A 23,405-nucleotide genomic window follows, 5' to 3' on the forward strand; every position below is an offset into this window, starting at 1 on the left:
TACGCTAGAGTATTGATGGCCCTTTTTGTCTATTTCCTGTTTTTATAGGTGCCACAATGAACTGGACGTTCACGTCAGAAAACAACCTTGCAAGTACCTTTGCTGCTCACATCAATCCATTTTGGAAAGAGCATGTCACTGAAAGTGAGTTCGTAGGCAAAGATAACGTAACCGTACGCTATGCGTACTGCATTCCATCAGCGCCTAAGTCTACGCTAGTGATCAGTTCTGGGCGCATCGAATCGTATTTAAAATACAAAGAGTTCATTTACGATTTATATCAAAACGGTTTTGCTGTGTTTATTTTTGATCACCGTGGCCAGGGGTTGTCTGGACGCATGACTAACGACCCACAGCATGGCTATGTAGCACACTTCGACGACTATGTAGACGATGTTATTACCTTCGTAAATACCATAGTAAAACCAAAGCAGCAGGGCGATTTACAACTAGTATGTCATTCCATGGGCGGCGCAATTGGCGCACTTACGTTACTTCGCGTACCCACGTTATTTAGTAAAGCCGTACTGGCATCGCCCATGTTCGGCATTAAGCCTGCGCTTCCGAACTGGTTAGCTAACGGCCTTATTAGAACAGGTCTAGCGGTAAACAGAATGAAAAAACAAGATTCTGGTTACTTCTTTGGGCAAACCCCGTATATCGCGTTTCCCTATTCATTAAATAAACTTACGCACAGCAAAACCCGCTATGCGCTGTTTAGAGAGCTGTATGATGAAGAGCAAGAGATACAGCTAGGCGGTGTAACTACCGAGTGGCTTAAAGCGGCCCACGAAGCCATGAATACAATAGAAAATAGTGCTAGAGCCATAACCACGCCTACTTTGTTGTTTAGCGCAGATGCAGACAGCATTATCGACAACAAACGCCAGCGACGGGTGGCGCAGCAAATGCCGAATACCGAACTGGAAATAGTGCCAAGGGCTTACCACGAGTTATTTACCGAAGCGGATGACATAAGAGAGCGCACGCTAGCGCGGATGCTTGATTTCCTTACCAGTGAGTAGGCGTGCCTTCTGTAGGTGCACCTGAAAAGCTACATGTGAAAAGCGCTTAAATGAAAAGCGTGATGATTGCGTACTTTTCATTGTAAAATTAACGCGTTTTTATTTAGTTAAGTTAATAGCACTAGGGTAGCGCATTTAAGCATGTTAGATATTGTACTTTATCAACCAGAAATTCCGCCGAACACGGGTAATATCATTCGCTTGTGTGCAAACAGCGGTTTTACGTTGCACCTTATCGAACCACTGGGGTTTGAATGGGACGATAAACGGGTGCGTCGAGCAGGGTTAGATTACCACGAGTTTGCTCATGTTAAGCGCCACGCTAGTTTAGACGCGTACTTAGAAGATGCTAAACCTAATCGTGTATTTGCTTGCACCACCAAAGGTAAGGCATTTCATAGTGACGTAAGCTATCAAAAGGGCGATGCACTTATCTTTGGCCCCGAAACTCGAGGATTGCCCGACGATTATATCCAGTCGTTACCGCCAGAGCAGCGCGTGCGTATTCCCATGCTACCAGATAGTCGCAGTATGAATTTATCAAATGCGGTGTCGGTGTTTGTGTATGAAAGCTGGCGTCAATTTGGTTACGAAGGGGCAAGATAAAACCGAATCTGTACAAGCTATAGCAAAAGAAAAAGGCTGCAATGCAGCCTTTTTTTAACGGTTAAAATGGCGAGTTGCCTGTTAAGCTTCTTGCTTCAAGTCTCGTCCTAGCAGTGCTAATGCTGCATCTTTAGGTGACTTGCCATGATAAAGCACCGCATAAATTTGCTCGCAAATTGGCATTTCCACGCCAACCTTTTCAGACAGAACGTGTACTTCTTCGGTGTTCCGGTAGCCTTCTACTACCTGACCAATCTCTTCAATGGCTACGTCTACGCTTTTACCTTGCCCTAATGCTAGGCCAAAGCGACGATTACGCGACTGGTTATCGGTACAGGTAAGTACAAGGTCGCCAAGGCCTGCCATTCCCATAAAGGTTTCAGGGTTGGCGCCTAGCTTTACGCCTAAGCGAGTTAGCTCAGCTAATCCGCGCGTGATAAGCGCCGTGCGTGCGTTAGCACCAAAACCAAGACCATCGGCAAGGCCTGCGCCTATCGCGATAACGTTTTTCACTGCGCCGCCCAACTGCACACCAGTAAAATCTGAGTTTTTATACACTCTGAAAGATTTGGCGCAATGGAGTTTCGCTGCAAACTCATCACTTAGTGTGTCGTCGGTAGATGAAAGTGAAATAGCCGTGGGTAAACCTGCTACCATTTCTTTTGCGAAGGTAGGCCCCGACAAAACCGCCAGAGGGTGGTCAGTACCTAATATTTCTTCTGCCACATCGCGCAGTAATCGGCCAGTTTTGGGCTCAAGCCCTTTGGTAGCCCAAATAATGCGTTGATGAGGTTTCAGTAATGGCTTTAAGCTTTGAAGCATTGCAGAGAATGCATGGCTAGGCACTACTACCAAGATATCTTGGCTGGCAGCTACCACTTCTTCTAAATTGCCATTTACCACTAGCGCGTCAGGAAAGGTTGCGCCGGGTAGGTAACGTGCATTCTCTCGGTTCGCTTCCATTTCAGCAATATGCTTTTCATCACGGCCCCAAAGAAGAGTGGGGTTGCCATTTCTGGCTAAACAAAAAGCAAGGGCGGTGCCGTAAGACCCCGCCCCTAATACTGAAACCGAATTCGACTTCATCTCCACCTTATTAGGCGTCCATTTTTGGTGCTTCGCCTTGTGCTTGCTGTGCACGTTTTTGCACGTAAGCTGCGAAGATCGCGTCAAAGTTAACAGGCGCTAGGTTAAGCGGAGGGAATGTGCCACGGTTAACTAGGTTTGAAATCGTTTCACGGGCATATGGGAAAAGCATGTTCGGGCAGAACGAACCAAGCGTGTGTGCTTTTGCTTGGTCAGGCATTTCACCAATTTGGAATATACCAGCTTGCTGTACTTCACATAAGAAGCCCGTTTCTTCGCCAAGCATTGCAGTAACTGTTACAGATAGCACTACTTCATAAACGTTTTCGTCAAGCTTGTTAGTGCTTGTATCGATATCCAGTTTAATTTCTGGTTTCCATTCTTTCATGAAAACAGCTGGCGCATTAGGCGACTCAAAAGAGATATCTTTAGTGAAGATACGCTGAATATTAAACTGCGGGCCCTGTTGAGGTTGTGCTGCCGCTGCGTCGCCGTTGTTTGTCTGATTTTCGTCAGCCATGGTATTTCCTATTAATTTTGTCGTTTTAATTTAATGTAGTGCGTTGCTAAAAGCGCTGACGCTTACTTATTGCTTTAATCTAAACCCAGCATTGGGTTTAGTTTGCTCTGAGCTTCTAAAGCCATCATATCATCACAGCCGCCCACGTGCTGATCGTCAATGAAAATCTGTGGCACAGTCCAACCGCCGTTTGCGCGTTCAATCATTTCGTCACGAAGCTCTGGCTTTACATCTATTGGGTACTCAATAAATTCTACACCTTTTTGTGTCAGCAGTGCTTTTGCACGATGGCAGTATGGGCAGTGGCCCTTGGTGTAAAGTTCTACTTTGCTCATAACGGTTACCTGTTATTTAGAGACGGGAAGACTGGCGCTTTGCCAAGCGTTCATACCGCCTTTTAATACATTAACATTCGCGAAGCCATCTTTAAGCATCGCATTGGCTGTACCACGAGCCTGATTACCCATAGCGCATACTACGATAATGGGTTTGTCTTTACTGTTTTCAAGCTTCTTAAAGTTTTTCTCGCGCAACTCTTCAGGTTTTATCTGTCTTGCACCTAAAATATGGCCCGCTTTGAACTCTTTTGCAGCTCGCGTATCAAGTACAACTGCATCGCTTTTGTTCATTAAAAGTGTTGCTTCGTGTGTACTTACTTCTTTTACTGATGATGTCCATGCACTGATGTAGCTAAATATAAGCATACCCACAAGCGCTATCCAAATACCGGCAAGAACAATATTGTTACCAGCAAATTCAACTAGTTGATCCATTACCTCTAACCCTGTCTACAGACCTTGAAAAGAGTGCAAAGTATATAGAAAAATAGACGAGAAACCAGCCTGCTGATGTTTTGATGTTGTAGGCAGTGAACGTTGTAAGCCCTGCCATTGTTGCAATCAGCACTTTGAAATGATGAGAATGGTTTAATCTAGAGTAAAGTTAAGAAAAAAGTGCAATACACAACACAATGTTAGATGGTTGATATTACGAATAAATTGCACTGGGCATATCACTGTACCTCAGATACACTGGCTTACTGAGCACCTTTGCACAATAATTTAATAAAAGACGAATTACCCTGTTCATGTTTAATCGCTTTGTTACCGTTTTTAATGTTGCTACCTTTTGCGCGCTAGCTTTTGGCTTGGCGCTTGCTTTGTCGCTTAGTTTGGCTGCTCCAGTGGCTGCACAAGAGCAAGCAGGCCAGCAAAAAGAGAAACTTGCCGAGCTGCAAGCAGAGCTACGCGCTCGCCAGCAAGTGCTTGAAAACAGTAAAGCAAGTGCTCAAGAGCTAGAAGACGTGTTGAAAAGCTCTGAGCTTGAAATAGCAAAAGTAGCGAAAGCGTTAGCAAACACTAAGCAATCGCTCGAAAAGGTTGAAAGCGAGCAGACCTCCCTCGAGAACGAACAAAGTGAATTAAAAGCAGCAATTAGACAGCAGCAGTCGTTACTCTCAAGCCAATTGAAAAGTGCCTTTATGGCAGGGCATTACGACTACGCCAAAATGCTCTTCTACCAAGACGATGCGCGCACCTTCGAGCGTGTTATTACCTACTATCAATATGTAGCAAAAGCACGGCAGCAAGAAATTGAAAGTTTCAGAGCTAACGTAGCGCGACTAGAAGCTGTAACGCTTGAACTTGAAGAAAAGGCACAGGCGCTGGCATCACTACAGGCGGACCAAGAAAACCAGCGAGCGGTGTTAATTACCCGTCAAAACGACAGAAAAACCACGCTGAAGAAAATAAAAAGCACCATTGCCTCGGAAAGCCAACGCATAGCGTCGTTACAGGCCGACGAACAAGCACTTAAGGATGCCATTGAAGCCGCACGTATAGCAGCAGAGAGGGCGGCTCGCGAAGCAGAGATTACGCTAGACGGATTAGCAAAGCTGAAAGGTAAACTATCATCGCCCGTTGATGGAAGAATAAGAAACTTGTTCGGAAATCGACGACAGGGGCAGGTTCGCTGGAAAGGCATCATTATTGATGGCGCTGAAGGCGATCCGGTGACTTCCATTGCGCCAGGTAAAGTACTGTATTCTGACTGGTTACGCGGCTTTGGGCTGGTGTCTATTATTGATCACGGAAAAGGCTATATGAGTGTTTATGGCCACAATCAGGCATTGCTCAAGCAAGCCGGTGACGAGGTAAGACAAGGTGAGCGTATTGCGCTGGTTGGGCGAAGTGGTGGACAAGAATATCCTAACCTTTATTTTGAAATTCGTCATAAAGGCAAGGCGTTAAATCCACGTGCTTGGTTTAATTAATAGCAAAAAGTTGAATATCACCCATTAATTGGTATGCTTTTTAAGACAGCACGGTAGTTTAAAGCGTCAGCGCTAAGGTTATCCAAAGAGATAGCCAATAAGGCGAAGCTAGTGTGCACGAAACCTAGACGCGTTATTTCTTGGGGAAGACTGGTGTTAATAAATGCCAGAATATAACGCGCCGCAGTAGCGTTTCAGATAAAAATAACGATAAATAAATGGATAATTGAAGATGCGCTTGCGTCTTATAATAACAAGTCTGTTGTGTGTGCTAAGCGGGCTATTTTGCCATGCAGTAATGGCAAAGTCCGACATTATAATTATATTAGATGACCTGGGTTACAGGCCGTCCGATGTCGCTGCTTTCTCACTTCCTAAAGAAGTAACTTTTTCAATACTACCTCAAACGCCCCTTTCTGAAGATATTGCCAAACGCGCTGAGCAAGAAGGGCGTGCTGTTATGCTTCATATGCCCATGCAGTCGCAAAAAGGCCTGAACATGGGGCCGCTTGGTTTATCAACCGATATGTATGCTGGTGCTATTACCCACACGTTGCGCCGAGCTATTAAAAGCGTGCCCAACGCTGTGGGTGTCAATAACCACATGGGTAGCGCATTTACAGGTCAAGAGCAGGCTATGGAAGCGCTAATGCAGGAAATAAAGCGCCAAGGACTTTTCTTTGTAGACAGTCGCACAACAGTGCAAACAAAAGGCGAGGAAGTTGCTGAGCGCGTTGGTGTACCGAGTGTAAGTAGACAAGTATTTCTCGATCACGAATTAAGCGAGGCATTTCTATCACGCCAATTCAATCGCATGAAGCGCATTGCTAAAAAGCGTGGGCAGGTGGTTGTTATCGGTCATCCTCATCCAGAAACCATTGCTTTCTTGCAAAAGCACTTGCCTACGCTTGAAGCAGAAGGGTTTAACTTAAAGTCTGTTGCAGATTATTTTGCACCTACTGAAGCATTAGCTTCTGCAAGTCTTCCCGATATGTCTAGCTCTGCGCCAAACGAATAAGGCTGGCTGTATTTGAATTAAAACGCCTCTAATGCAATGTTTTCTCATGTATTCGCTTTTCACTTCCCTTTGAACTTCCTTTTACACATCAGCAAACTTTCAACGAGTTAGGCGTGCAGCACCTTTGGAAAGACGCTTTTATTTGATTTCAAGGTTTACCAATTAGTCTATTTTGATCTCAGTAAGTCCAAAATTTAATGTGCTTACCTTTCTCATTCTGCGTACTCTGTTATAATATAACGTCCGACGTGTAGCATTGATGTTTTTGGTAACGAGAATTTGTGGTAATGACTCCGATTGAAGATAATCCAGCAAAATTAGACAGACTTGGCATTTGGGTGTCTAGCCTGTGTGCACTGCATTGTCTCGCGTTACCGCTTTTGGTGCCGTTACTTCCGTTAATTGGCTCTAGCTTTTTTGCGCAAGTATGGTTCGAAAGGGCTATTTTATCGTTTTCGCTGATTGTGGGGGCATTTGCCTTATTAAATGGTGCGCTGCGTTACCATGGTAAATTTTACCCGTTGGGTTTGTTATTTAGCGGCGGCGCTATTTATTGGTTTAAAGATATCTTCGGACATCACTACGAACCCTTTACCATAGCAATAGGTGCAATGTTAATAGTGGCGGGACATTGGGTGAATATGCGCTTATGCCGTCAGTGTAAGTGTTGCAAGAACACTGTGTTCAGCGAGCATTTATCTACAGAGCTAAAATAAAGCTACTGCGCTAGCAAAAAGGTGCTTTCGCCAGTATTTTTAAACTAAGACTTATCCGATACGGCATCTTTTGCCGAGGCTCTTTTTGCCATGACTCTTTTTGCTAGTTCGGGCACATTGGTAAAAATACCCGTAACACCCCACTGCGCCAACATTTCCATATCTTTTGGCTCGTCTACGGTGTACACGTACACATTAAACCCTTCAGACAGCACCGTTTGTACAAATGTTTTATCTACCGCATCTAATGCAATATTCACTGAATAAGCATTTAACGCTTTGGCACTGGCCGTGCAATCTAATTCGTAGCTTGCTGACAATGCGCCAATCTTAACTTCTGGCCATAAATCGGTAATGGCTTTAAGCCAATGATGATTAAACGACGATACTAAAACGTGCTCAATGGCAATCTGGCTTTGTGATAACGCTGCTTTCACGTCATTTACCCAGCGCTTAACGTCAACAAGGTGCTTTATTTCAATATTGCACCACTTGTTTGTTGGAACCACACCTAGCGTTTCATTTAGCGTAGGGATGCGTTCACCGTCACCAATGTCGAGTGTTTGTAGCGTAGACCACGGCGTTTCTAGCAAATACCCTTCGGCGTTCGCCCGTCTTCTTAACGTTCTGTCGTGAAAAACAATAATGCCGTTTTCGTGCTGATAAACATCAAACTCAATGCCATCGGCATGTTGTGAAAATGCCAAGCAAAACGCTTTTAAGGTGTTTTCTGGTGCGTCTTTACTCGCGCCGCGGTGAGCGTAAATGCGCATAACGTTTCCTAGTTAGACGTATCGTTATTGTGGAGCTTGTGGGTATTCAGCGTTTCATACACAGAGGCAGAAGTAATAAGTATACCTCCTAAAAGCGTAACCCACGTTGGCTTTTCATCAAGAAGCAGTACCGCAAGAAAAACACCATAAAGCGGCTGCATGCATGCAATAAGTGAAAAGGTTTTTGCTCGTAAATGGCGAAGGCTTGCAGCAATGAGTGCGTGAGGTAAGGCGGTAAACACAGTACCAAGTAACAGTAATAATAACCATGTACTGTTGGAAGCTTGAGCGATACTTGCGCTGCCAAATGGCATTAACAAAATAGCGATTACCAGCGTTTGCCACGCCATTGCCTGGGCACCGCTGTAATGTTTAAAGTGCTTACGGTGAATAAGGTTTCTAAACGAGTACAGTATTGCCGAGGCGATGCCAATAAGCACACCAAGAGTAACGTCGTTTTCAAGTGACGTTTCGGGCACGATAAGATACACACCCGCAATTACTGTGAGCGTCGATACAACGTCTTGCCAAACCAGTCGTACTTTTTCGAAAAACGGTTCAATGAGCACCGTGATCACCGGAAAGGTAAACAAGGCAATCATACCTACTGACACGCCAGCATACTGCATAGCAGCAAAATAGGTTACCCAATGCAATGCCATTAGTACGCCGAGGCCTAGCGCAACGCCGTAGTCTTTTTTCGAATTAAGGGTAATTTTTTGTTTTGCCAGCTTTAAGAAAGCAAACAGAGCTATAAAAGCAAAAACCGAGCGCACAAGCGTAATATCGCTAGCGCTTAGCGGCACTAACCTTGAGAAAAGGGCCGTGCCACCAAGTAGAATAACCGTTAGGTGCAGCGATATTAGGCTTTTTTTGACAGCATCCATAAGTTAGCTGTCAGAGCCCTCAGCGAGTGAAGAGCCCTCAGCAGAAGAAGCATCCTCTACTTCATTAACACGACTAGCCATGGGTTCACCTAAACGTGTCACCATGCCAGGCGCCAAGTCATCAAAGTTAATCATGTCTTTTTCAAAGCACACCACAATGGTAGAGCCAAGCTTAAAGCGTCCAAGCTCGTCGCCTTTAGCCAGTTTAACCGCAGCTTCACTGTCTTTCTCATAAGACCAATGCTGAACGTTCTTTCCTGCTGGCGGTGTTACTGTGCCTGCCCAAACGGTTTCTATGCTGGCAACAATAGTGGCGCCAACAAGCACCATGGCCATTTTGCCAACTGGCGTGTCGAAAAGCGTAACCACACGTTCGTTGCGCGCAAATAGGCCGGGGATATTTTGTGCAGTTAATGGGTTTACCGAGAACAGCTCACCTGGCACGTAAATCATGTCAGTAAGCGTACCTTCAACAGGCATGTGAATGCGGTGGTAGTCACGCGGTGCTAAATAGATAGTAGCGAACTTACCGTTTTTGTAAGGTGCAGCTATCTCGGGTTTTCCGCCAAGTAGCGTAGTAAGGCTAAAGTCGTGGCCTTTCGCTTGAAAAATACTGTCGCTGTTTATATCGCCGAACTGGCTTACCGTGCCGTCTACTGCATGAATTAGCACGTTTTCATCATTATTAATTGTGCGTGCTTCTGGCTTTAAAGGGCGGGTAAAAAAGGCATTAAAGCTGCGATAGTGAGCCGGGTCTTCATACAGTGCCTCGGTCATATCCACGTTGTACTGCTTTATAAATGCTTTTATGAAAAACGTTGTTACGCTTCCCATTTCCGCTGCAGCAAGCAGGCCCACGGCGCGTGAAAGCAAGTGCTTAGGGGTAACATACTGTAAATTAACTTTAAGCCAGTCTAACACTGAGTATCTCCATTATTTGGGCGGGCATGATTTACGTAGAACATCCACATTCATCACCCGATATATCTTCTGCAACGCTCGTCTTTATTGCTTCAAGAGCTCATCATAAAAGCGCTTAAACATAAGCACGTGAATATAAATGCTTTATAATTTCACGTTGATAGACAATTGCATAAACAGATGGTTGTTATTGTACATGATGTTAAAGGACCGCGGTCAACTTTAACATTATGAGAAGTTTCATCTGGGAATAAGCACGCGACGCTTCGCGTTAAGCCCCCGGAGGCAAGCTGTGGCTTGGGCGCTGCTCGTCCATGGTAGTTAAAATGCGGTGATAGCTTTCAAATCGCTCTTTGCTAATTTTGCCTTCTTCAACCGCTTCTCTAAGAATACAGCCTGGATCGTTAAGGTGTTTGCAGTCTCTGAATTTGCAACCACCAAGGTAGTCGCGAAACTCAATAAAACCCCACGTAATACGTTCTGTTGGAATATGCCAAAGACCAAATTCTCGCACTCCAGGAGAGTCGATAAGATCGCCGCCAGCAGGAAGGTGCAGCAGTTTTGCTGCAGTAGTGGTGTGCTGGCCCAAGCCTGAGTTGTCAGAAATTTCACCGGTTAATTCATCGGCATCAGGCAGTACCTGATTGATAAGGCTAGACTTACCAACGCCCGACTGACCTACAAATACGCTAATATTGTCGTTTAGGTAGTCGTTAAGTTCAGCTATGCCTTCACCGGTTTTACAACTGGTAAACAGCACTTCGTATCCCAGCTTTTCGTAAGTCACAAGTTGCTCTTTTACCGCGCTGCACTCGTCGTCACTTAATAATTCTACTTTGTTCAGCACAATTAATGGCGTAATGCCAATATCTTCACAAGCAACTAAATAGCGGTCGATAATGTTTAGCGACAGCGAGGGTAAAATGGCGCTTACCACAATAATGCGGTCTATATTCGCGGCTATGGGTTTAATACCGTCGTAATAATCGGGGCGGGTAAGCACGGAGTGCCTGTCTTTAACTATTTCAATTACGCCACTAACACCGGTTTCAGCGTCATCACCTTTACTGAAAAAAACTTTGTCTCCACATACCACAGAGTCGACTGTACGGCGAATATGGCATCGAGACACGTTGCCCATAGCGTCTTCAACATCGGCGTGCTTACCGAAGCGACCTATCACTGTGCCGCTCTCAAGTGTGCTTTCGTCGAGCTTAGTTTTGCCTTTACCCGCATGCTTTTCTTGCAAACGCTTGCTTCGGTTCGCTGCAACTTGTCTTTTCTGTCGTTGTGTAAGTTTTGGTTTTTTCGCCACGATTCTTTTCTAGTTTCACGTATACTATGTCAATAATACCGTTTGTAGGGCATGGTTGCCATGTCTGTAGCGCAAAGAGGAACGTAATGAGTAAACACGACAGTAACCTTGTTTGGATAGATATGGAAATGACAGGGTTAGATCCTGAAACGTGTGTGGTAATGGAAATTGCTACCATAGTGACAGATGCGCAGTTAAATATTCTGGCTGAAGGGCCTGTTATTGCTGTACATCAAAGCGATGAAATTTTGGATAACATGGATGAATGGTGTACGCGAGTACACGGTGAGAGTGGTTTAACCCAGCGTTGTCGAGACAGCAAAATAACGGTTGAAGAAGCATCCAAGCAAACCATTGCTTTTTTAGAGCAATGGGTTGATGCTGGTAAATCGCCACTTTGCGGGAACACAATAGGGCAAGACAGGCGCTTTATGGTGAAATACATGCCAGAGCTTGAAGCCTATTTCCATTATCGCAATGTAGATGTAAGCACAATAAAAGAGCTAACGCGCCGCTGGAAGCCAGAAGTATTAGATGGTTTTGAAAAGAAAGGCGTGCATTTGGCGCTAGACGATATTCGCGAGTCTATAGAGGAAATGCGCTACTATCGTGAGAAAGTGTTTACGATTTAGGCATTCAAACTACTAAGGGTAAAAAAAGTGGAATTAAAGGTTGCGTTACCCCAAAATTTTTGTAAAATGCGCACCACTTCAAACGAAGTACCTCTTTTGTTGCGGGAATAGCTCAGTTGGTAGAGCACGACCTTGCCAAGGTCGGGGTCGCGAGTTCGAATCTCGTTTCCCGCTCCAAATTTAAAAAGCTGATAGTAATTGCTACTTTCAGTGGGCGTGAAAAGTGCGACCCCTAGTGGGCCTGCGACCGAGTGTCGGCCAGTTGGCAAATCTCGTTTCCCGCTCCAAATTCACTTACCCTCGGTAAGTTTCAAAAAGATGCACAGCATCGACTCTATGCGGGAATAGCTCAGTTGGTAGAGCACGACCTTGCCAAGGTCGGGGTCGCGAGTTCGAATCTCGTTTCCCGCTCCAAATTTTCAAAAATCACGAAGACTAAAACACAATACAGTTGTGTCTATGCGCCCCTTGAAGGGCCCGCGACCGAATGTCGGCCAGTTAGCGAATCTCGTTTCCCGCTCCAAATTCTTACAAAATGTTTTCTCAAGTAACATCATCTGGTATATCTATGCGACCCCTTGAAGGGCCCGCGACCGAGTGTCGGCCAGATACGAATCTCGTTTCCCGCTCCAAATTTTCAAAAATCACGAAGACTAAAACACAATACAGTTGTGTCTATGCGCCCCTTGAAGGGCCCGCGACCGAATGTCGGCCAGTTAGCGAATCTCGTTTCCCGCTCCAAATTCTTACACAATGTTTTCTCAAGTAACATCATCTGGTATATCTATGCGACCCCTTGAAGGGCCCGCGACCGAGTGTCGGCCAGTTAGCGAAACTCGTTTCTCGCTTCAAATTTTCATGCGCCATCAAAAACCAAAACTAAGATAGTTGTATCCATTTAACTCCTTGCTTTGCCTGCGACCAAGTGTGGTCTTATGCACGTTAATATTGTTTGTGCCATGCCTTTATTTTTTTGCATTTATTCAGTTGAATGAATACTTTTTGGGTAAGTATTCATTATTTTGCGCACTAACTTGGTGCTTTCGATGTAGCTGAATTTATTTCTATTCGGTGTTTGTCAATATTCAAGCCTTTAAATAATGGTGTTCAATGTGGTGCAATGTAATGGCGCCACTAAAGTGCAACGTATTATCTTTCTTACGATTGATAATAATTGCACTTTTTTTGAATAAATATCCTTTTTTATCTGGTTTTTGATGTGGTTTGTATTAGAATGCGCGCCAATTCCGGCATGCTTTCTGCTCAATCCAAATTGAAAAAGTACGGTCGATAAAAGCAAAAATAAAAAGCGACTAAAAAAGCGCCGGTTAAAAACCTCATGTTTTTGAAATACAACGAAATGTCGGATTCTCCGGTATGACAATGTGTTCGTTGTGTTTTGAAAAAAACAGCAAAGACTTAGAGAGAATACGAATGTTTAAGAAAAGTACGCCTTTTCATTTTTCTGCCGTTGCGGGTGCTGTTTTAGCAGCATGCACAGGGCAAAGCGCTTACGCACAAACTACTGCAGTTGACGAAAAACAAATTGAAAAAGTAGAAGTAACCGCTACACGTAGAAGCGGCACGCTGCAAGAAGTGCCTATTAATATCTCAGCATTAACGTCTGACGTACTTCAGCAACAAAACATAGAAGACCTAGATGCAGTAGCACGTTGGGTACCGGGTCTTACTGTTACCGATCAGGGCGGCCGTAACGACTCTCCAATCATCGTTCGCGGCTTGAATACCAACTCGTCTGGCCCAGGTTCTAATGGCGGCACTGTAGCCACCTATTTTGGTGACATTCCACTATTTCTAAACATGCGCTTGGTTGATGTAGACCGCGTAGAAGTGCTTATTGGTCCGCAGGGTACCTTATACGGTGCCGGTACATTAGGTGGTGCAATTCGTTACATTCCTAAGAGCGTTGACCTTGAATTTATGTCAGGTGAAGTTACTGGCGACGTGTTTAGCATCAACGAAAGTGACTCATTAGGTGGTGAAGGAAGCGTTGTCTTTAATGCGCCTATTATTGACGGTGAGCTAGGTGTTCGTGCTTCATTAAACTACTTCAATAACCCAGGTTTTCTAGACTACAACTACGTAGTGCGTCAAACCGGTGTATCGTTGCCAGATCCAGATTGGTCAAACGAGGAAGACGTTAATAACAATCTGCGCCGCGTTGAAGATAACAATGGTGAAGACACATTAACCGGTCGCATTGCAGTGCGCTGGGCGCCTAACGACTGGTTCGACAGTACGCTGACGTATTTTTATCAGAAGCAAGAAGTTGAAGGTCGTTCAATAACACATTTCGACTCGCTTGCAGAAGAAAACCCATTAAGCGACATCATAGGTAAGTACGAATCTGCTTACCGTTATGAAGAGCCAAGAGATAAAAAAGACGAATTACTCAGCTTAGAAATGAAGGCCGATTTAGGTTTTGCTGAGCTAGTATCTGCCACTGGTGTGTCTAGTTTTGAAGCTGATGGTCAACGTGACCAAACCGACTTGCTAATTCGTCTTGATTACAGCTACGAAGAGTTTCCAGCATTCTCTGCTTATACAGAAGAGCTTACTGACCGCGAGATATTCACTCAAGAATTACGCTTAGTTTCTCAAAACGATGGTCCACTATCGTGGATTATCGGCGGTTTCTATTACGACCTAGATAGCGAAGGCAGCAGTAAAGAGTTTACGCCGAACTTCGACATTTACGCCATTGATGTGTGGGGCGTTGACGGAAACTACCGTCCTGATGCACTTGAGTACTTCTCGGTTGACGAGTCTGAAGTCACTGAAAAAGCGCTTTTCGGTGAACTTACTTACGACATCACCGACAAGTGGGACGTTACATTAGGTCTTCGAGCGTATGAATACGATGTATATTCTCGTTCTGCCGTAGATTTACCACTTTATTTCACTGTATTTGAAGGTCGTGCATCAGACTCTATCGTGCTTGATTACGGTGAAACGCAGGCTGACGACAGCGGAACACTGTTTAAATTTAACACCAGTTATCAGTTTACCGATAGCACAATGGCATACCTAACGGTGAGCGAAGGCTTTAGAATTGGTGGCGCTAACAGCGTGGCTGCGTGCCCTGATAATATCGACGAGCTGAATAACCAGATTGTTTGTGCGCTAGATAACGAGCAGCTTTTTGAAGCTGATACTACGCAAAACTATGAGCTTGGTGTTAAGACAAGTTTCTTCAGAAACAAGCTTCAGCTTAATACCGCGCTATTCTATGTTGATTGGCAAGACCCACAGGTGGCAGGTGCTACGGTGAATGGTCAGCAGCCAATTACCGTAAATGCAGAAGGTGCTGAGTCGAAAGGTGCTGAGTTCTCGATGCGCGCAATTATTGGCGACAATATCACTACTTATGCTACCTATGCTTACACGAAAGCAGAGTTAACGGCTGACGCGCCATTCTTGTTTGGTGTGTTTGACGAGCAGGGCACTGCTCTTCAAGACTTCTACGACGGTAAAGAGGGTGATCGCCTTCCAGGTACAGCTGAGCACCAGCTATCGTTTGGTATTACATACAGCCAAGAAGTGTTTGGCGATAAAATGTTAGACGTAAACTACGGTATTACAGCGCAAAGCGATGTATTTACAACTGTTGGCCTTCGTCAAGACGGTGAAGCGCTGCCGGGTTATGCAGTAAGTAACTTAAATGCCACGATTTCTGATGAAGATTGGTCGGTAACCTTGTATATAGACAACTTGTTCGACAAGTATGCCTTTACATCAACTCGCCGTAATGTGGGCGATATTGGGTTAGGTCAGTTTAATGACGAACTGCAGCCTAACGGTATTGAGCTACAGCGTAACTATGGCCATTACGTGCTAACGCCACGCACAATTGGCTTGATGTTTAAGTATCAGTTCGGCATGTAATCGAGTATTTAGCTTAGGCTAAAGGCTACATATTACTTGTGATAGTATGGTGTTTTACGACATCGTACACGTAGAAATAAAAGATACGCGCAATAATAAAAGGCGCTTATGCAGTATGTATAAGCGCCTTTTTTGTCGCTACAGCACTACCGAAGAAAGTTTCTACAATATTACCCATTGAATACAAAAGCGGCTCTACAATGAATTCAAACGATACGCGTTTAAACAAGGCGGTTGAATGCCTTGCTAAGCGTGACTACAAGCAAGCTCACCAATACTGTGTTCAGGTTATCCAACAGTTTGGGCCTCATGCACATGCTTATTTTTTGCTTGGCATCATACACATTGAAATTGGGCAAATAGACAAAGCCATTACGTTGTTTGAAACGTCTAATGATGTTGAGAAAAGGCCAATTACTTTTGCCTATATGGCAAAGGGCTATGCCCTTAAAGGCGACATGCAACAAGCGCTAGATTGCGTACAAATGGCACCTGTCGATTCTCTAACTAGAGCATTAGATCTTGATACCGTAGGTGTCTCGCTTTCTCGTGTGGGCTTACATGACAATGCAAAAGCCTACTTTGAAAAAGCATTAGCGCTTTCACCTAATAACCCTCAGTACAATTACAACTATGCGGTCAGCTGTAAATTTGCAGGAAAGTTTAAGTTAGCTCGCGCTCATTTTGAAAAGGCCATAAGTATTGCGCCTGACTTTCATCAAGCCCATTTTGCCCTGTCTGATTTAGGCACTTCAGATGCCGATAAACACGATGGCGATGAAAGCACATTATCGAAGGAGCGACTACAACAGCTTACTGCACTTGCTGAAAAGGTGGAAAATAACCCAGAAGGCCGCCTTCATATTGGTCATGCACTTGCGAAAGAATATGATTTGCTGGGTGATTATGAACGCGCTTTTAAGTCGCTTCAGCATGCTAAGGCGCCGCATCACCAGCGTAGCGTTGCTGCATTAAAAGACTACCAGTCAATTTTTGAAACGCTTAAACGCAATTTACACATTCAAACACCGAAGAGTTCACAAACAAATGATGCGCCTATCTTTGTTGTAGGCATGCCGCGAAGTGGCACCACATTGGTTGAGCGTATTCTAAGTCACCACTCTACAGTGGCATCGGGCGGCGAACTCCAAGATTTCGGTGTAGCGGTAAAACAAATTGCAGGTACTGACAGTCAGCTAGTACTCGACAAGCCGACTATTGAAAAAGCCTACCGCAGTAACTTAAGCGCCATAGGCGAACGTTACTTAAAACGAACAGCATTTTTGCGGCAAGGGCACAAACACTTAGTGGATAAACTGCCTTTTAACTTCTTCTACATTGATTTAATTCGACGGGCATTACCTAACGCAAAAATTGTATGCTTACAGCGTAATGCTATGGACACCTGCGTGGGTAACTTTCGACAGCTATTTTCAATTCACAGTCCGTACTATGCATATGCCTATGATTTAGAAGTAATAGGCCAACTTTATTTAGGGTTTAATGAGTGGATAAATCTTTTTGCAGAAGCTTATCCTGAGTCAATTCATGTACAGTCGTATGAACGTTTAGCAGAAAACCCTGGGCAAGAAGTTAAATCAATGCTCGCGTTCTGCGGTTTATCTTGGGAAGCACAATGTCTTCAAGTACAAGACAATACACTACCTGTATCTACCGCAAGTAAGGTTCAAGTGCGCGAACCCATTAACACAAAGTCGATTGGGCGATGGAGACGATACGAATCACAGCTTCATCCACTAAAAGCAATTATCGGTTAGTTTAACTCAATGCATACGTATTCATTCGGCATTACATACGTATGCACCTTTAACAAGAATTAAACATCTGCCTTACTTCCTGTTCACATAATAAACAGGGAAACGCAGATGAAACCATCATCAATTACCGCAGCTGTTGCGCTTGCGTCATCGCTTATGATGAATGCCAATGCTAACGCCGCACCAACCACTTTTGTTCATTTATTTGAATGGAATTGGCAAGACATCGCCACCGAATGTGAAACATTCCTAGGCCCTGAAGGCTACGCAGCCGTTCAGGTGTCGCCACCCAACGAGCATATTACCGTGTCTAACTGGTGGGCACGCTACCAACCCGTAAGCTATGAGCTGACCAGCCGTGGTGGTAACCGAGCGCAATTCGCCGATATGGTACAGCGCTGTAAAGCCGCTGGCGTTGATATTTATGTTGATGCCGTAATTAATCATATGGCTGCGGGCAGTGGTAATGGCACAGCGGGTAACACCTTCGGTGCAAAACAATACCCCATTTATTCACCTAATGATTTTCATCCAACTTGCGCTATTAGCAGCTACAACAACCGTTATGAAGTACAGCATTGTGAGCTAGTAGGCTTAGCCGATTTAGACACCGATAGCAGCTACGTACAAGACACCATAGTAAATTATCTTAACGACCTTATTGGTCTAGGCGTTGCGGGATTTCGTTTTGATGCCAGTAAACATATGCCTAGCGGCGATATTAACAGCATTGTAAATCGTTTAAACAATTCGCCATTGGTTTTCCAAGAGGTGATTGATCAAGGCGGTGAAGCTGTTGGTGCCAACGAGTATTTTGGCAATGGACTGGTTACCGAATTTAAGTACAGCGTTGAAATTGGCAATACCTTTAGAAACGGTAGATTAGCGTGGCTAAGCAACTTCGGCGAAGGCTGGGGCTTTATGCCTAGCTCGCAAGCTGTGGTATTTGTAGATAACCACGATAATCAGCGCGGGCACGGTGGTGGCGGTAATGTTATTACCTTTGAAGACGGCAGACTTTACGACCTAGCAAACGTGTTTATGTTGGCTTATCCCTACGGCTATCCGAAGGTGATGTCGAGCTTTGATTTTGGCGGCGATACGGAAAGAGGCGGCCCAAGTGTACCGGTGCACAATAACGGTACGTTGGAATGTTTTGGCACTAACTGGAAGTGTGAACATCGTTGGTCATACATTGCTGGTGCCATGGCATTTAGAAACGCAACAGCATCGAATTTTTCACTTACTAACTGGTGGTCTAATGGCAATAACCAAATAGCATTTGGCCGAGGTGATAGAGGTTTTGTTGCCATCAATAAAGAAGACAGTGTGTTATACACGTCACTCACCTCAAGCATGCAGCCAGGTACTTATTGCAACGTGTTAAAGGGAAAGCTAAGTGCAGATGGTAGTTCGTGTTCAGGTGAGAGCGTTACGGTAAATGCCGATGGGTCGGTGAATGTAGATTTAGCGCCTTGGGATGCGATGGCTATTCATCACGAAAGCCGTGTGAATGCTACGGATAACACAGATGCAGATTGGCAGCGAACCGTCATCTTTATTGAGGCAGAGACGCAAAGTGGACAAGATATGTTTGTTCGCGGTGGTATCGATCACGGCTATGCAGCATCAGTGTTTGGTAAAACATGTACTGCTAGCAATTACGAATGTGCCATTCCTGTAAGACACAATAACTTACGCAACGCCACAACAGCACCATGGAAGCAGGGCGATAACTTCCTTGACTGGTATGGCGTTGAGTCTGCACAAAGTACTGATGCAGAGGGTAGCGCAATGGATTGGACAACCAATAACTGGCCAGCACAGTGGGGCGCAACAAAAACAGTCGCTGCAGACGGCTTTGGGCTTGAGCCATTAAATGTGTGGGGCCCGCATCAGTGGATGCTAGACGTAGAGATGGATTGCAGTAAAACGGTAAACGGTTGGTTTGAATTAAAAGCGTTTGTTAAAAATGGCCAAGGCTGGGAAGCAGATGTGAACCAAGCAAATACACCGTATTCATCGGGTAATCACTTTGCGCAGTGTGGCAAAGTAAACCGCTTTGTGTTTGGCAACAGCGCGCATACCGTTCAAAACTTCTAAGTGTTCTTATTTTAGTGTGCTTAGTACGTGAGCGCAGCGCCAACATAGCAACACGAATGTAAAAGCAGCACTTAGTGCTGCTTTTTTCGTTTACTCCATTCATTTGTTGCAACTGTGTTAAACAACGATTATGTTTATAGGTATGCAACTGGTCTAACCAGATTGGGCGGCGCCTTTTTACTTCAACGTTATTAATCACGTTATACATCAGGGTGCTTAAGCAAATTTTTGTAAGACTTCGAAAAGTCAGCGTGGACACTATGTCAAAGAACTATGTATTAAACACCTACAATAAATTTATGAAACTGCCGTTTGGGCAAAAGCTATTTAGCTGGTACTCGGCGCGAAGAGCACCCTACTTTTCAACGGTTTCACCACTTATTACTGACATTAAACCCAACTACTGCGAAGTGCTTATTAACAAACGCAAAGCAGTGCAAAACCATATTGGTACGGTTCACGTTATCGCTATTTGTAACGGTTTGGAAATGGCAATGGGCTTTATGTGTGAGGCGTCTATTCCAAAAAATTTGCGCTGGATCCCTAAAGGCATGGAAGTGAAATATCCTGCAAAAGCTGATTCAGATATTCGCTGCGTGGCCGAAGTGCCTGAAGATGCATGGAAACCTGGCGATCTGCCAATTTCGGTAAAAGCGTACAATGCTGAAGGTACGGTAGTTGTCGACGGTACTATTACCGTATGGGTAAGCGAAAAACGCAAATCTTAAATAGAAAGTCTATATTCAAAAATGGCCGCTTCGCGGCCTTTTTTATACCTTTCAATAATGATTATTTTGTTAAGTTTTTACTACCTTCACTTAATTCTTTGACAGCCTTTAAAAACCCAACTAAGAATAACGTGTACAGCGATAAGCACGCTATATCGGAAGTCTATTTCACCAAGGTTTGTTGTGGGTTATTTCTAAAGCAACGTTCGTCTTTTACCGCTTTAGCCATCAATTAATCTTGCTTGTATTACAAACATTTTGTGTTGTGGAAGAGGTTAAGATGTCAGTGATCACCAAAGAGCAAGTTACTAGAAAGCCGTTTGCTGATAAAAAGCATTATCCCTATGGCTTTGCACGTTCTGGCGATTTCTCAATAAACGAAAGTAAGCTATTGCAGGCTCACGGCAGCCTTTTCGCGGCGTTGGTCGACGGAAAGATAACGCCAGAAAACGATGAAGAGCAACAGTACTTAGAGTCGGCGTTAGGGCATCGCGAACCGTCAACGCCCCAAGAAAAAGCGTGGTTAAAGTATCAAGCACGTATCAATCGCCCTAAAACTGCCAGTATTTATGGTTCGAAGCGTGGTGCTGCGGAAGAGGTTGACGATGATGACGATATAAGCGATAACAGTGACCTCGACATCGATCTCGATGACTAAGCCTACCTACACCAAGTTACTGCCTTATTATGTTAACTTGGTGTAAATTCCTATCCTAATAAATGTAAAATACATATCTTAATCGAAAGATTTATCCTAATTATTGCGAATATTGGGATATATATCTCACTTTTGCGCGATTTGGTGTTTTATCTTCCTATTACCTTAGATATAGTCGGGGCATCGTCAACGTACGCTGACAAACACCCCAACCCATTACAGGAGATAGCACTGTGAAAATGATGTCGGGCGCAGCCATGGTGGTTGAAGCGCTAAAAGATGTAGGAGTGACACACTTGTTCGGTTACCCAGGTGGTGCCGTACTAGACATTTATGATGCGTTATTTGCGCAAGATGATGTCAAACACGTCCTCGTGCGTCATGAACAGGCAGCCGCACATATGGCGGATGGTTATGCACGTTCAACTGGCAAAACCGGCACAGTGCTCGTCACATCAGGTCCGGGTGCAACCAATACTATTACGGGTATTGCCACTGCTTACATGGACTCTATCCCAATGGTGGTACTGTCAGGTCAGGTACCGTCAATGCACATCGGTGAAGATGCGTTCCAAGAAACCGATATGGTAGGTTGTTCGCGTCCTATCGTTAAACACAGTTTCTTAGTTAAGCGTGCGGTTGATATTCCTGAAGCGATTGCGAAAGCGTATTACATTGCCAATACCGGCCGACCTGGCCCGGTAGTGGTTGATTTACCGAAAGACATCGTAAACGTAGCAGAAGAGCATCCGTATGTGTTCCCAAGCGATGTAACCATGCGCTCTTACAACCCTACAGAAAAGGGCCACCCAAAGCAGGTTAAGAAAGCGGTTGAATCGCTTCTTAAAGCGGAACGCCCTGTACTTTATGTAGGTGGTGGTGCAGTAGCCTGTGATGCATCTGAAAAAGTTATTCAGCTAGCGGAAACGCTTAACGCGCCAGTAACCTGCACCCTAATGGGCTTAGGCGCAATGCCGGGTACTCATAAGCAATTTATAGGTATGCTGGGTATGCACGGTACCCTTGAAGCGAATAAAACTATGCATAATGCCGACTGCATTATTGCACTAGGTGCTCGCTTTGACGACCGCGTAACCAACAATGTAGACAAGTTCTGCCCACATGCCGATATTATTCATGTTGATATCGACCCAGCGTCTATTTCTAAGACCGTTAACGCACACATTCCTGTGGTTGGCTCGGTTGATAAAGTGCTCGACCAAATTTTAGGTCAGGTAGAAAAGAAAGACTTGTCGGGTCAAAAAGACAAGCTAAGCGACTGGTGGCAGCAAATAGAAACATGGCGTACGCGCAAGTGCTTAAACTACAACCAAGGTGAAGAGGTTATTAAGCCTCAGCGGGTTATCGAAGCGCTTTACAAGCATACCGATGGTAAGGCCTACGTAAGCTCTGACGTAGGTCAGCACCAAATGTTTGCTGCATTGTATTACCCTTACGATAAGCCTCGCCAGTGGATTAACTCTGGTGGTCTAGGCACCATGGGCTTCGGTTTGCCTGCCGCAATGGGCGTGCAGTTTGCGCACCCAAATTCAACGTCGGTAGTGGTAACGGGTGACGGCAGTATTCAAATGAATATTCAAGAGCTGTCTACCTGCCTGCAGTACAACCTGCCAATAAAAATTATCTCGCTAAACAACCGTGCATTGGGCATGGTTCGCCAATGGCAAGACATGATTTATAAAGGCCGTCATTCGCACTCTTATATGGACTCAATGCCAGATTTTGTGAAGCTGGCTGAAGCGTACGGTCACGTGGGCATTAAGGTAGATAAACTCGACGAATTAGATGCCGCAATGGAGAAATGTTTTAGTTACACAGATCGCTTGGTGTTCATGGACATCGCAGTAGACCAAAACGAACACGTATATCCTATGCAAATTAAGTACGGCGCAATGGATGACATGCGCTTAAGCAAGACGGAGCGAACCTGATGAAACGTATTATTTCTGTATTAATGGAAAACGCCCCCGGCGCACTTTCAAGAATTGTAGGTGTATTTTCTCAGCGTGGTTACAACGTGGACTCGCTTTGCGTAGCACCTACAGATGACGAAAGCTTATCTCGTCTTACTATCATCACGCATGGCGATGACAAAGTTATCGAGCAAATTACCAAACAAGTTAATAAGCTCATTGACGTGCTTAAAGTGGTAGATTTAAGCGAAGGTGCACATATCGAGCGCGAGCTTATGCTTATCAAAGTGGCTACGCGCACCGAGTCGGTGCGCTCTGAAGTAAAGCGTAATGCTGATATCTTCCGCGCACGTATTGTTGATGTGAACGTGAATAACTACACCATTGAGATTACGGGCACTACCGATAAGCTTGACGCCTTTGCCAGCACCATGGGGCAATGTGCGGAAATTATTGAGTCATCGCGCACCGGTGTGTGCGGACTTGCTCGAGGTGATAGAGCGCTGCGACCTTAATAGTCTTAGGCG

21 protein-coding genes and 2 tRNA genes are annotated in these 23,405 nt (G+C 44.8%); 15 read left to right on the top strand and 8 right to left on the bottom strand.

Going from position 1 to position 23,405, the window contains the following annotated elements:
- The first annotated feature begins 56 nt into the window (after nucleotides 1–56).
- Nucleotides 57–1,025, top strand: coding sequence for an alpha/beta fold hydrolase (locus V7R35_RS14315; RefSeq protein WP_334015589.1), 969 nt, complete (start codon nucleotides 57–59; stop codon nucleotides 1,023–1,025).
- Between the two features lie 141 nt (nucleotides 1,026–1,166).
- Nucleotides 1,167–1,631 carry a tRNA (uridine(34)/cytosine(34)/5-carboxymethylaminomethyluridine(34)-2'-O)-methyltransferase TrmL gene (gene trmL / locus V7R35_RS14320; RefSeq protein ID WP_334015590.1) on the top strand — a complete coding sequence of 155 codons (465 nt, stop codon included), beginning with the start codon at nucleotides 1,167–1,169 and terminating at the stop codon, nucleotides 1,629–1,631.
- Nucleotides 1,632–1,712: 81 nt separating this feature from the next.
- Here trmL and gpsA read toward each other — a convergent pair whose 3' ends face one another.
- From gpsA to V7R35_RS14340, 4 genes are all read right to left on the bottom strand, one after another.
- Nucleotides 1,713–2,717 (bottom strand): NAD(P)H-dependent glycerol-3-phosphate dehydrogenase, encoded by a 1,005-nt coding sequence (gene gpsA / locus V7R35_RS14325; RefSeq protein WP_334015591.1) that lies wholly within the window; start codon nucleotides 2,715–2,717, stop codon nucleotides 1,713–1,715.
- 10 nt (nucleotides 2,718–2,727) lie between these two features.
- A complete protein-coding gene (gene secB / locus V7R35_RS14330) occupies nucleotides 2,728–3,237 on the bottom strand; it encodes a protein-export chaperone SecB (RefSeq protein ID WP_334015592.1) in 510 nt (169 codons plus the stop codon).
- A 74-nt stretch (nucleotides 3,238–3,311) separates the two neighbouring features.
- A complete protein-coding gene (grxC, locus tag V7R35_RS14335) occupies nucleotides 3,312–3,572 on the bottom strand; it encodes a glutaredoxin 3 (protein WP_334015593.1) in 261 nt (86 codons plus the stop codon).
- Between the two features lie 12 nt (nucleotides 3,573–3,584).
- On the bottom strand, nucleotides 3,585–4,010 hold the full coding sequence (locus V7R35_RS14340) for a rhodanese-like domain-containing protein (RefSeq protein ID WP_334015594.1): 426 nt from the start codon (nucleotides 4,008–4,010) through the stop codon (nucleotides 3,585–3,587).
- A 314-nt stretch (nucleotides 4,011–4,324) separates the two neighbouring features.
- On the opposite strand from V7R35_RS14340, the gene V7R35_RS14345 reads away from it, so the two are divergent.
- The 3 genes from V7R35_RS14345 (at nucleotide 4,325) to V7R35_RS14355 (ending at nucleotide 7,243) form a co-directional block, all read left to right on the top strand.
- Nucleotides 4,325–5,509 (top strand): murein hydrolase activator EnvC family protein, encoded by a 1,185-nt coding sequence (locus V7R35_RS14345; RefSeq protein WP_334015595.1) that lies wholly within the window; start codon nucleotides 4,325–4,327, stop codon nucleotides 5,507–5,509.
- Between the two features lie 298 nt (nucleotides 5,510–5,807).
- Entirely contained in the window at nucleotides 5,808–6,527 is a 720-nt protein-coding gene (locus V7R35_RS14350) for a divergent polysaccharide deacetylase family protein (RefSeq protein WP_334015596.1), read from the top strand.
- A 287-nt stretch (nucleotides 6,528–6,814) separates the two neighbouring features.
- Nucleotides 6,815–7,243, top strand: a complete 429-nt coding sequence (locus tag V7R35_RS14355) for a MerC domain-containing protein (RefSeq protein ID WP_334015597.1) — start codon at nucleotides 6,815–6,817, stop codon at nucleotides 7,241–7,243.
- A gap of 44 nt (nucleotides 7,244–7,287) precedes the next feature.
- Here V7R35_RS14355 and V7R35_RS14360 read toward each other — a convergent pair whose 3' ends face one another.
- The 4 genes from V7R35_RS14360 to rsgA form a co-directional block, all read right to left on the bottom strand.
- Nucleotides 7,288–8,016 (bottom strand): glycerophosphodiester phosphodiesterase, encoded by a 729-nt coding sequence (locus V7R35_RS14360; RefSeq protein ID WP_334015599.1) that lies wholly within the window; start codon nucleotides 8,014–8,016, stop codon nucleotides 7,288–7,290.
- Nucleotides 8,017–8,024: 8 nt separating this feature from the next.
- Complete coding sequence (locus tag V7R35_RS14365) at nucleotides 8,025–8,903, bottom strand: DMT family transporter (RefSeq protein ID WP_334015600.1); 879 nt, start codon at nucleotides 8,901–8,903, stop codon at nucleotides 8,025–8,027.
- Nucleotides 8,904–8,906: 3 nt separating this feature from the next.
- Complete coding sequence (gene asd, locus V7R35_RS14370) at nucleotides 8,907–9,824, bottom strand: archaetidylserine decarboxylase (protein WP_334015601.1); 918 nt, start codon at nucleotides 9,822–9,824, stop codon at nucleotides 8,907–8,909.
- Nucleotides 9,825–10,095: 271 nt separating this feature from the next.
- Nucleotides 10,096–11,139, bottom strand: coding sequence for a small ribosomal subunit biogenesis GTPase RsgA (gene rsgA, locus V7R35_RS14375; RefSeq protein ID WP_334015602.1), 1,044 nt, complete (start codon nucleotides 11,137–11,139; stop codon nucleotides 10,096–10,098).
- Nucleotides 11,140–11,225: 86 nt separating this feature from the next.
- Here rsgA and orn point away from each other — a divergent pair, with 86 nt between their 5' ends.
- The 10 genes from orn to ilvN all read left to right on the top strand — a co-directional run bounded on the left by orn (nucleotide 11,226) and on the right by ilvN (nucleotide 23,393).
- On the top strand, nucleotides 11,226–11,771 hold the full coding sequence (gene orn, locus V7R35_RS14380; RefSeq protein WP_334015603.1) for an oligoribonuclease: 546 nt from the start codon (nucleotides 11,226–11,228) through the stop codon (nucleotides 11,769–11,771).
- A gap of 101 nt (nucleotides 11,772–11,872) precedes the next feature.
- Nucleotides 11,873–11,948 (top strand) — tRNA-Gly (locus tag V7R35_RS14385).
- Nucleotides 11,949–12,109: 161 nt separating this feature from the next.
- Nucleotides 12,110–12,185, top strand: a tRNA-Gly gene (locus V7R35_RS14390).
- Between the two features lie 1,020 nt (nucleotides 12,186–13,205).
- Entirely contained in the window at nucleotides 13,206–15,677 is a 2,472-nt protein-coding gene (locus V7R35_RS14395) for a TonB-dependent receptor (RefSeq protein ID WP_334015605.1), read from the top strand.
- A 200-nt stretch (nucleotides 15,678–15,877) separates the two neighbouring features.
- Nucleotides 15,878–17,455, top strand: coding sequence for a tetratricopeptide repeat-containing sulfotransferase family protein (locus V7R35_RS14400; protein ID WP_334015606.1), 1,578 nt, complete (start codon nucleotides 15,878–15,880; stop codon nucleotides 17,453–17,455).
- Nucleotides 17,456–17,563: 108 nt separating this feature from the next.
- Nucleotides 17,564–19,558 (top strand): alpha-amylase, encoded by a 1,995-nt coding sequence (locus V7R35_RS14405; protein ID WP_334015607.1) that lies wholly within the window; start codon nucleotides 17,564–17,566, stop codon nucleotides 19,556–19,558.
- 260 nt (nucleotides 19,559–19,818) lie between these two features.
- Nucleotides 19,819–20,286 (top strand): hotdog fold domain-containing protein, encoded by a 468-nt coding sequence (locus tag V7R35_RS14410; protein WP_334015608.1) that lies wholly within the window; start codon nucleotides 19,819–19,821, stop codon nucleotides 20,284–20,286.
- A 280-nt stretch (nucleotides 20,287–20,566) separates the two neighbouring features.
- Entirely contained in the window at nucleotides 20,567–20,944 is a 378-nt protein-coding gene (gene maoP / locus V7R35_RS14415) for a DUF413 domain-containing protein (protein WP_334015609.1), read from the top strand.
- A gap of 233 nt (nucleotides 20,945–21,177) precedes the next feature.
- Nucleotides 21,178–22,896, top strand: coding sequence for an acetolactate synthase 3 large subunit (locus tag V7R35_RS14420; protein WP_334015610.1), 1,719 nt, complete (start codon nucleotides 21,178–21,180; stop codon nucleotides 22,894–22,896).
- A complete protein-coding gene (gene ilvN / locus V7R35_RS14425) occupies nucleotides 22,896–23,393 on the top strand; it encodes an acetolactate synthase small subunit (protein ID WP_334015612.1) in 498 nt (165 codons plus the stop codon). The genes V7R35_RS14420 and ilvN overlap by 1 nt, the downstream gene beginning before the upstream one ends.
- Nucleotides 23,394–23,405 lie beyond the last annotated feature (12 nt).

Source organism: Alteromonas sp. S167 (assembly GCF_036864375.1).
In the GTDB taxonomy this organism is placed as follows: Bacteria; Pseudomonadota; Gammaproteobacteria; order Enterobacterales; family Alteromonadaceae; genus Alteromonas.

What these genes read in the sequence shown, in the direction of transcription:
- V7R35_RS14315 (WP_334015589.1), top strand. Translation starts at nt 57, where the DNA reads ATGAACTGGACGTTCACGTCAGAAAACAACCTTGCAAGTACCTTTGCT.
- V7R35_RS14360 (WP_334015599.1), bottom strand. Translation starts at nt 8,016, where the DNA reads ATGCGCATTTACGCTCACCGCGGCGCGAGTAAAGACGCACCAGAAAAC.
- orn (WP_334015603.1), top strand. Translation starts at nt 11,226, where the DNA reads ATGAGTAAACACGACAGTAACCTTGTTTGGATAGATATGGAAATGACA.
- V7R35_RS14355 (WP_334015597.1), top strand. Translation starts at nt 6,815, where the DNA reads ATGACTCCGATTGAAGATAATCCAGCAAAATTAGACAGACTTGGCATT.
- V7R35_RS14405 (WP_334015607.1), top strand. Translation starts at nt 17,564, where the DNA reads ATGAAACCATCATCAATTACCGCAGCTGTTGCGCTTGCGTCATCGCTT.
- V7R35_RS14345 (WP_334015595.1), top strand. Translation starts at nt 4,325, where the DNA reads ATGTTTAATCGCTTTGTTACCGTTTTTAATGTTGCTACCTTTTGCGCG.
- gpsA (WP_334015591.1), bottom strand. Translation starts at nt 2,717, where the DNA reads ATGAAGTCGAATTCGGTTTCAGTATTAGGGGCGGGGTCTTACGGCACC.
- secB (WP_334015592.1), bottom strand. Translation starts at nt 3,237, where the DNA reads ATGGCTGACGAAAATCAGACAAACAACGGCGACGCAGCGGCAGCACAA.
- grxC (WP_334015593.1), bottom strand. Translation starts at nt 3,572, where the DNA reads ATGAGCAAAGTAGAACTTTACACCAAGGGCCACTGCCCATACTGCCAT.
- ilvN (WP_334015612.1), top strand. Translation starts at nt 22,896, where the DNA reads ATGAAACGTATTATTTCTGTATTAATGGAAAACGCCCCCGGCGCACTT.
- maoP (WP_334015609.1), top strand. Translation starts at nt 20,567, where the DNA reads ATGTCAGTGATCACCAAAGAGCAAGTTACTAGAAAGCCGTTTGCTGAT.
- V7R35_RS14400 (WP_334015606.1), top strand. Translation starts at nt 15,878, where the DNA reads ATGAATTCAAACGATACGCGTTTAAACAAGGCGGTTGAATGCCTTGCT.
- V7R35_RS14365 (WP_334015600.1), bottom strand. Translation starts at nt 8,903, where the DNA reads ATGGATGCTGTCAAAAAAAGCCTAATATCGCTGCACCTAACGGTTATT.
- V7R35_RS14350 (WP_334015596.1), top strand. Translation starts at nt 5,808, where the DNA reads ATGGCAAAGTCCGACATTATAATTATATTAGATGACCTGGGTTACAGG.
- V7R35_RS14340 (WP_334015594.1), bottom strand. Translation starts at nt 4,010, where the DNA reads ATGGATCAACTAGTTGAATTTGCTGGTAACAATATTGTTCTTGCCGGT.
- V7R35_RS14410 (WP_334015608.1), top strand. Translation starts at nt 19,819, where the DNA reads ATGTCAAAGAACTATGTATTAAACACCTACAATAAATTTATGAAACTG.
- V7R35_RS14395 (WP_334015605.1), top strand. Translation starts at nt 13,206, where the DNA reads ATGTTTAAGAAAAGTACGCCTTTTCATTTTTCTGCCGTTGCGGGTGCT.
- trmL (WP_334015590.1), top strand. Translation starts at nt 1,167, where the DNA reads ATGTTAGATATTGTACTTTATCAACCAGAAATTCCGCCGAACACGGGT.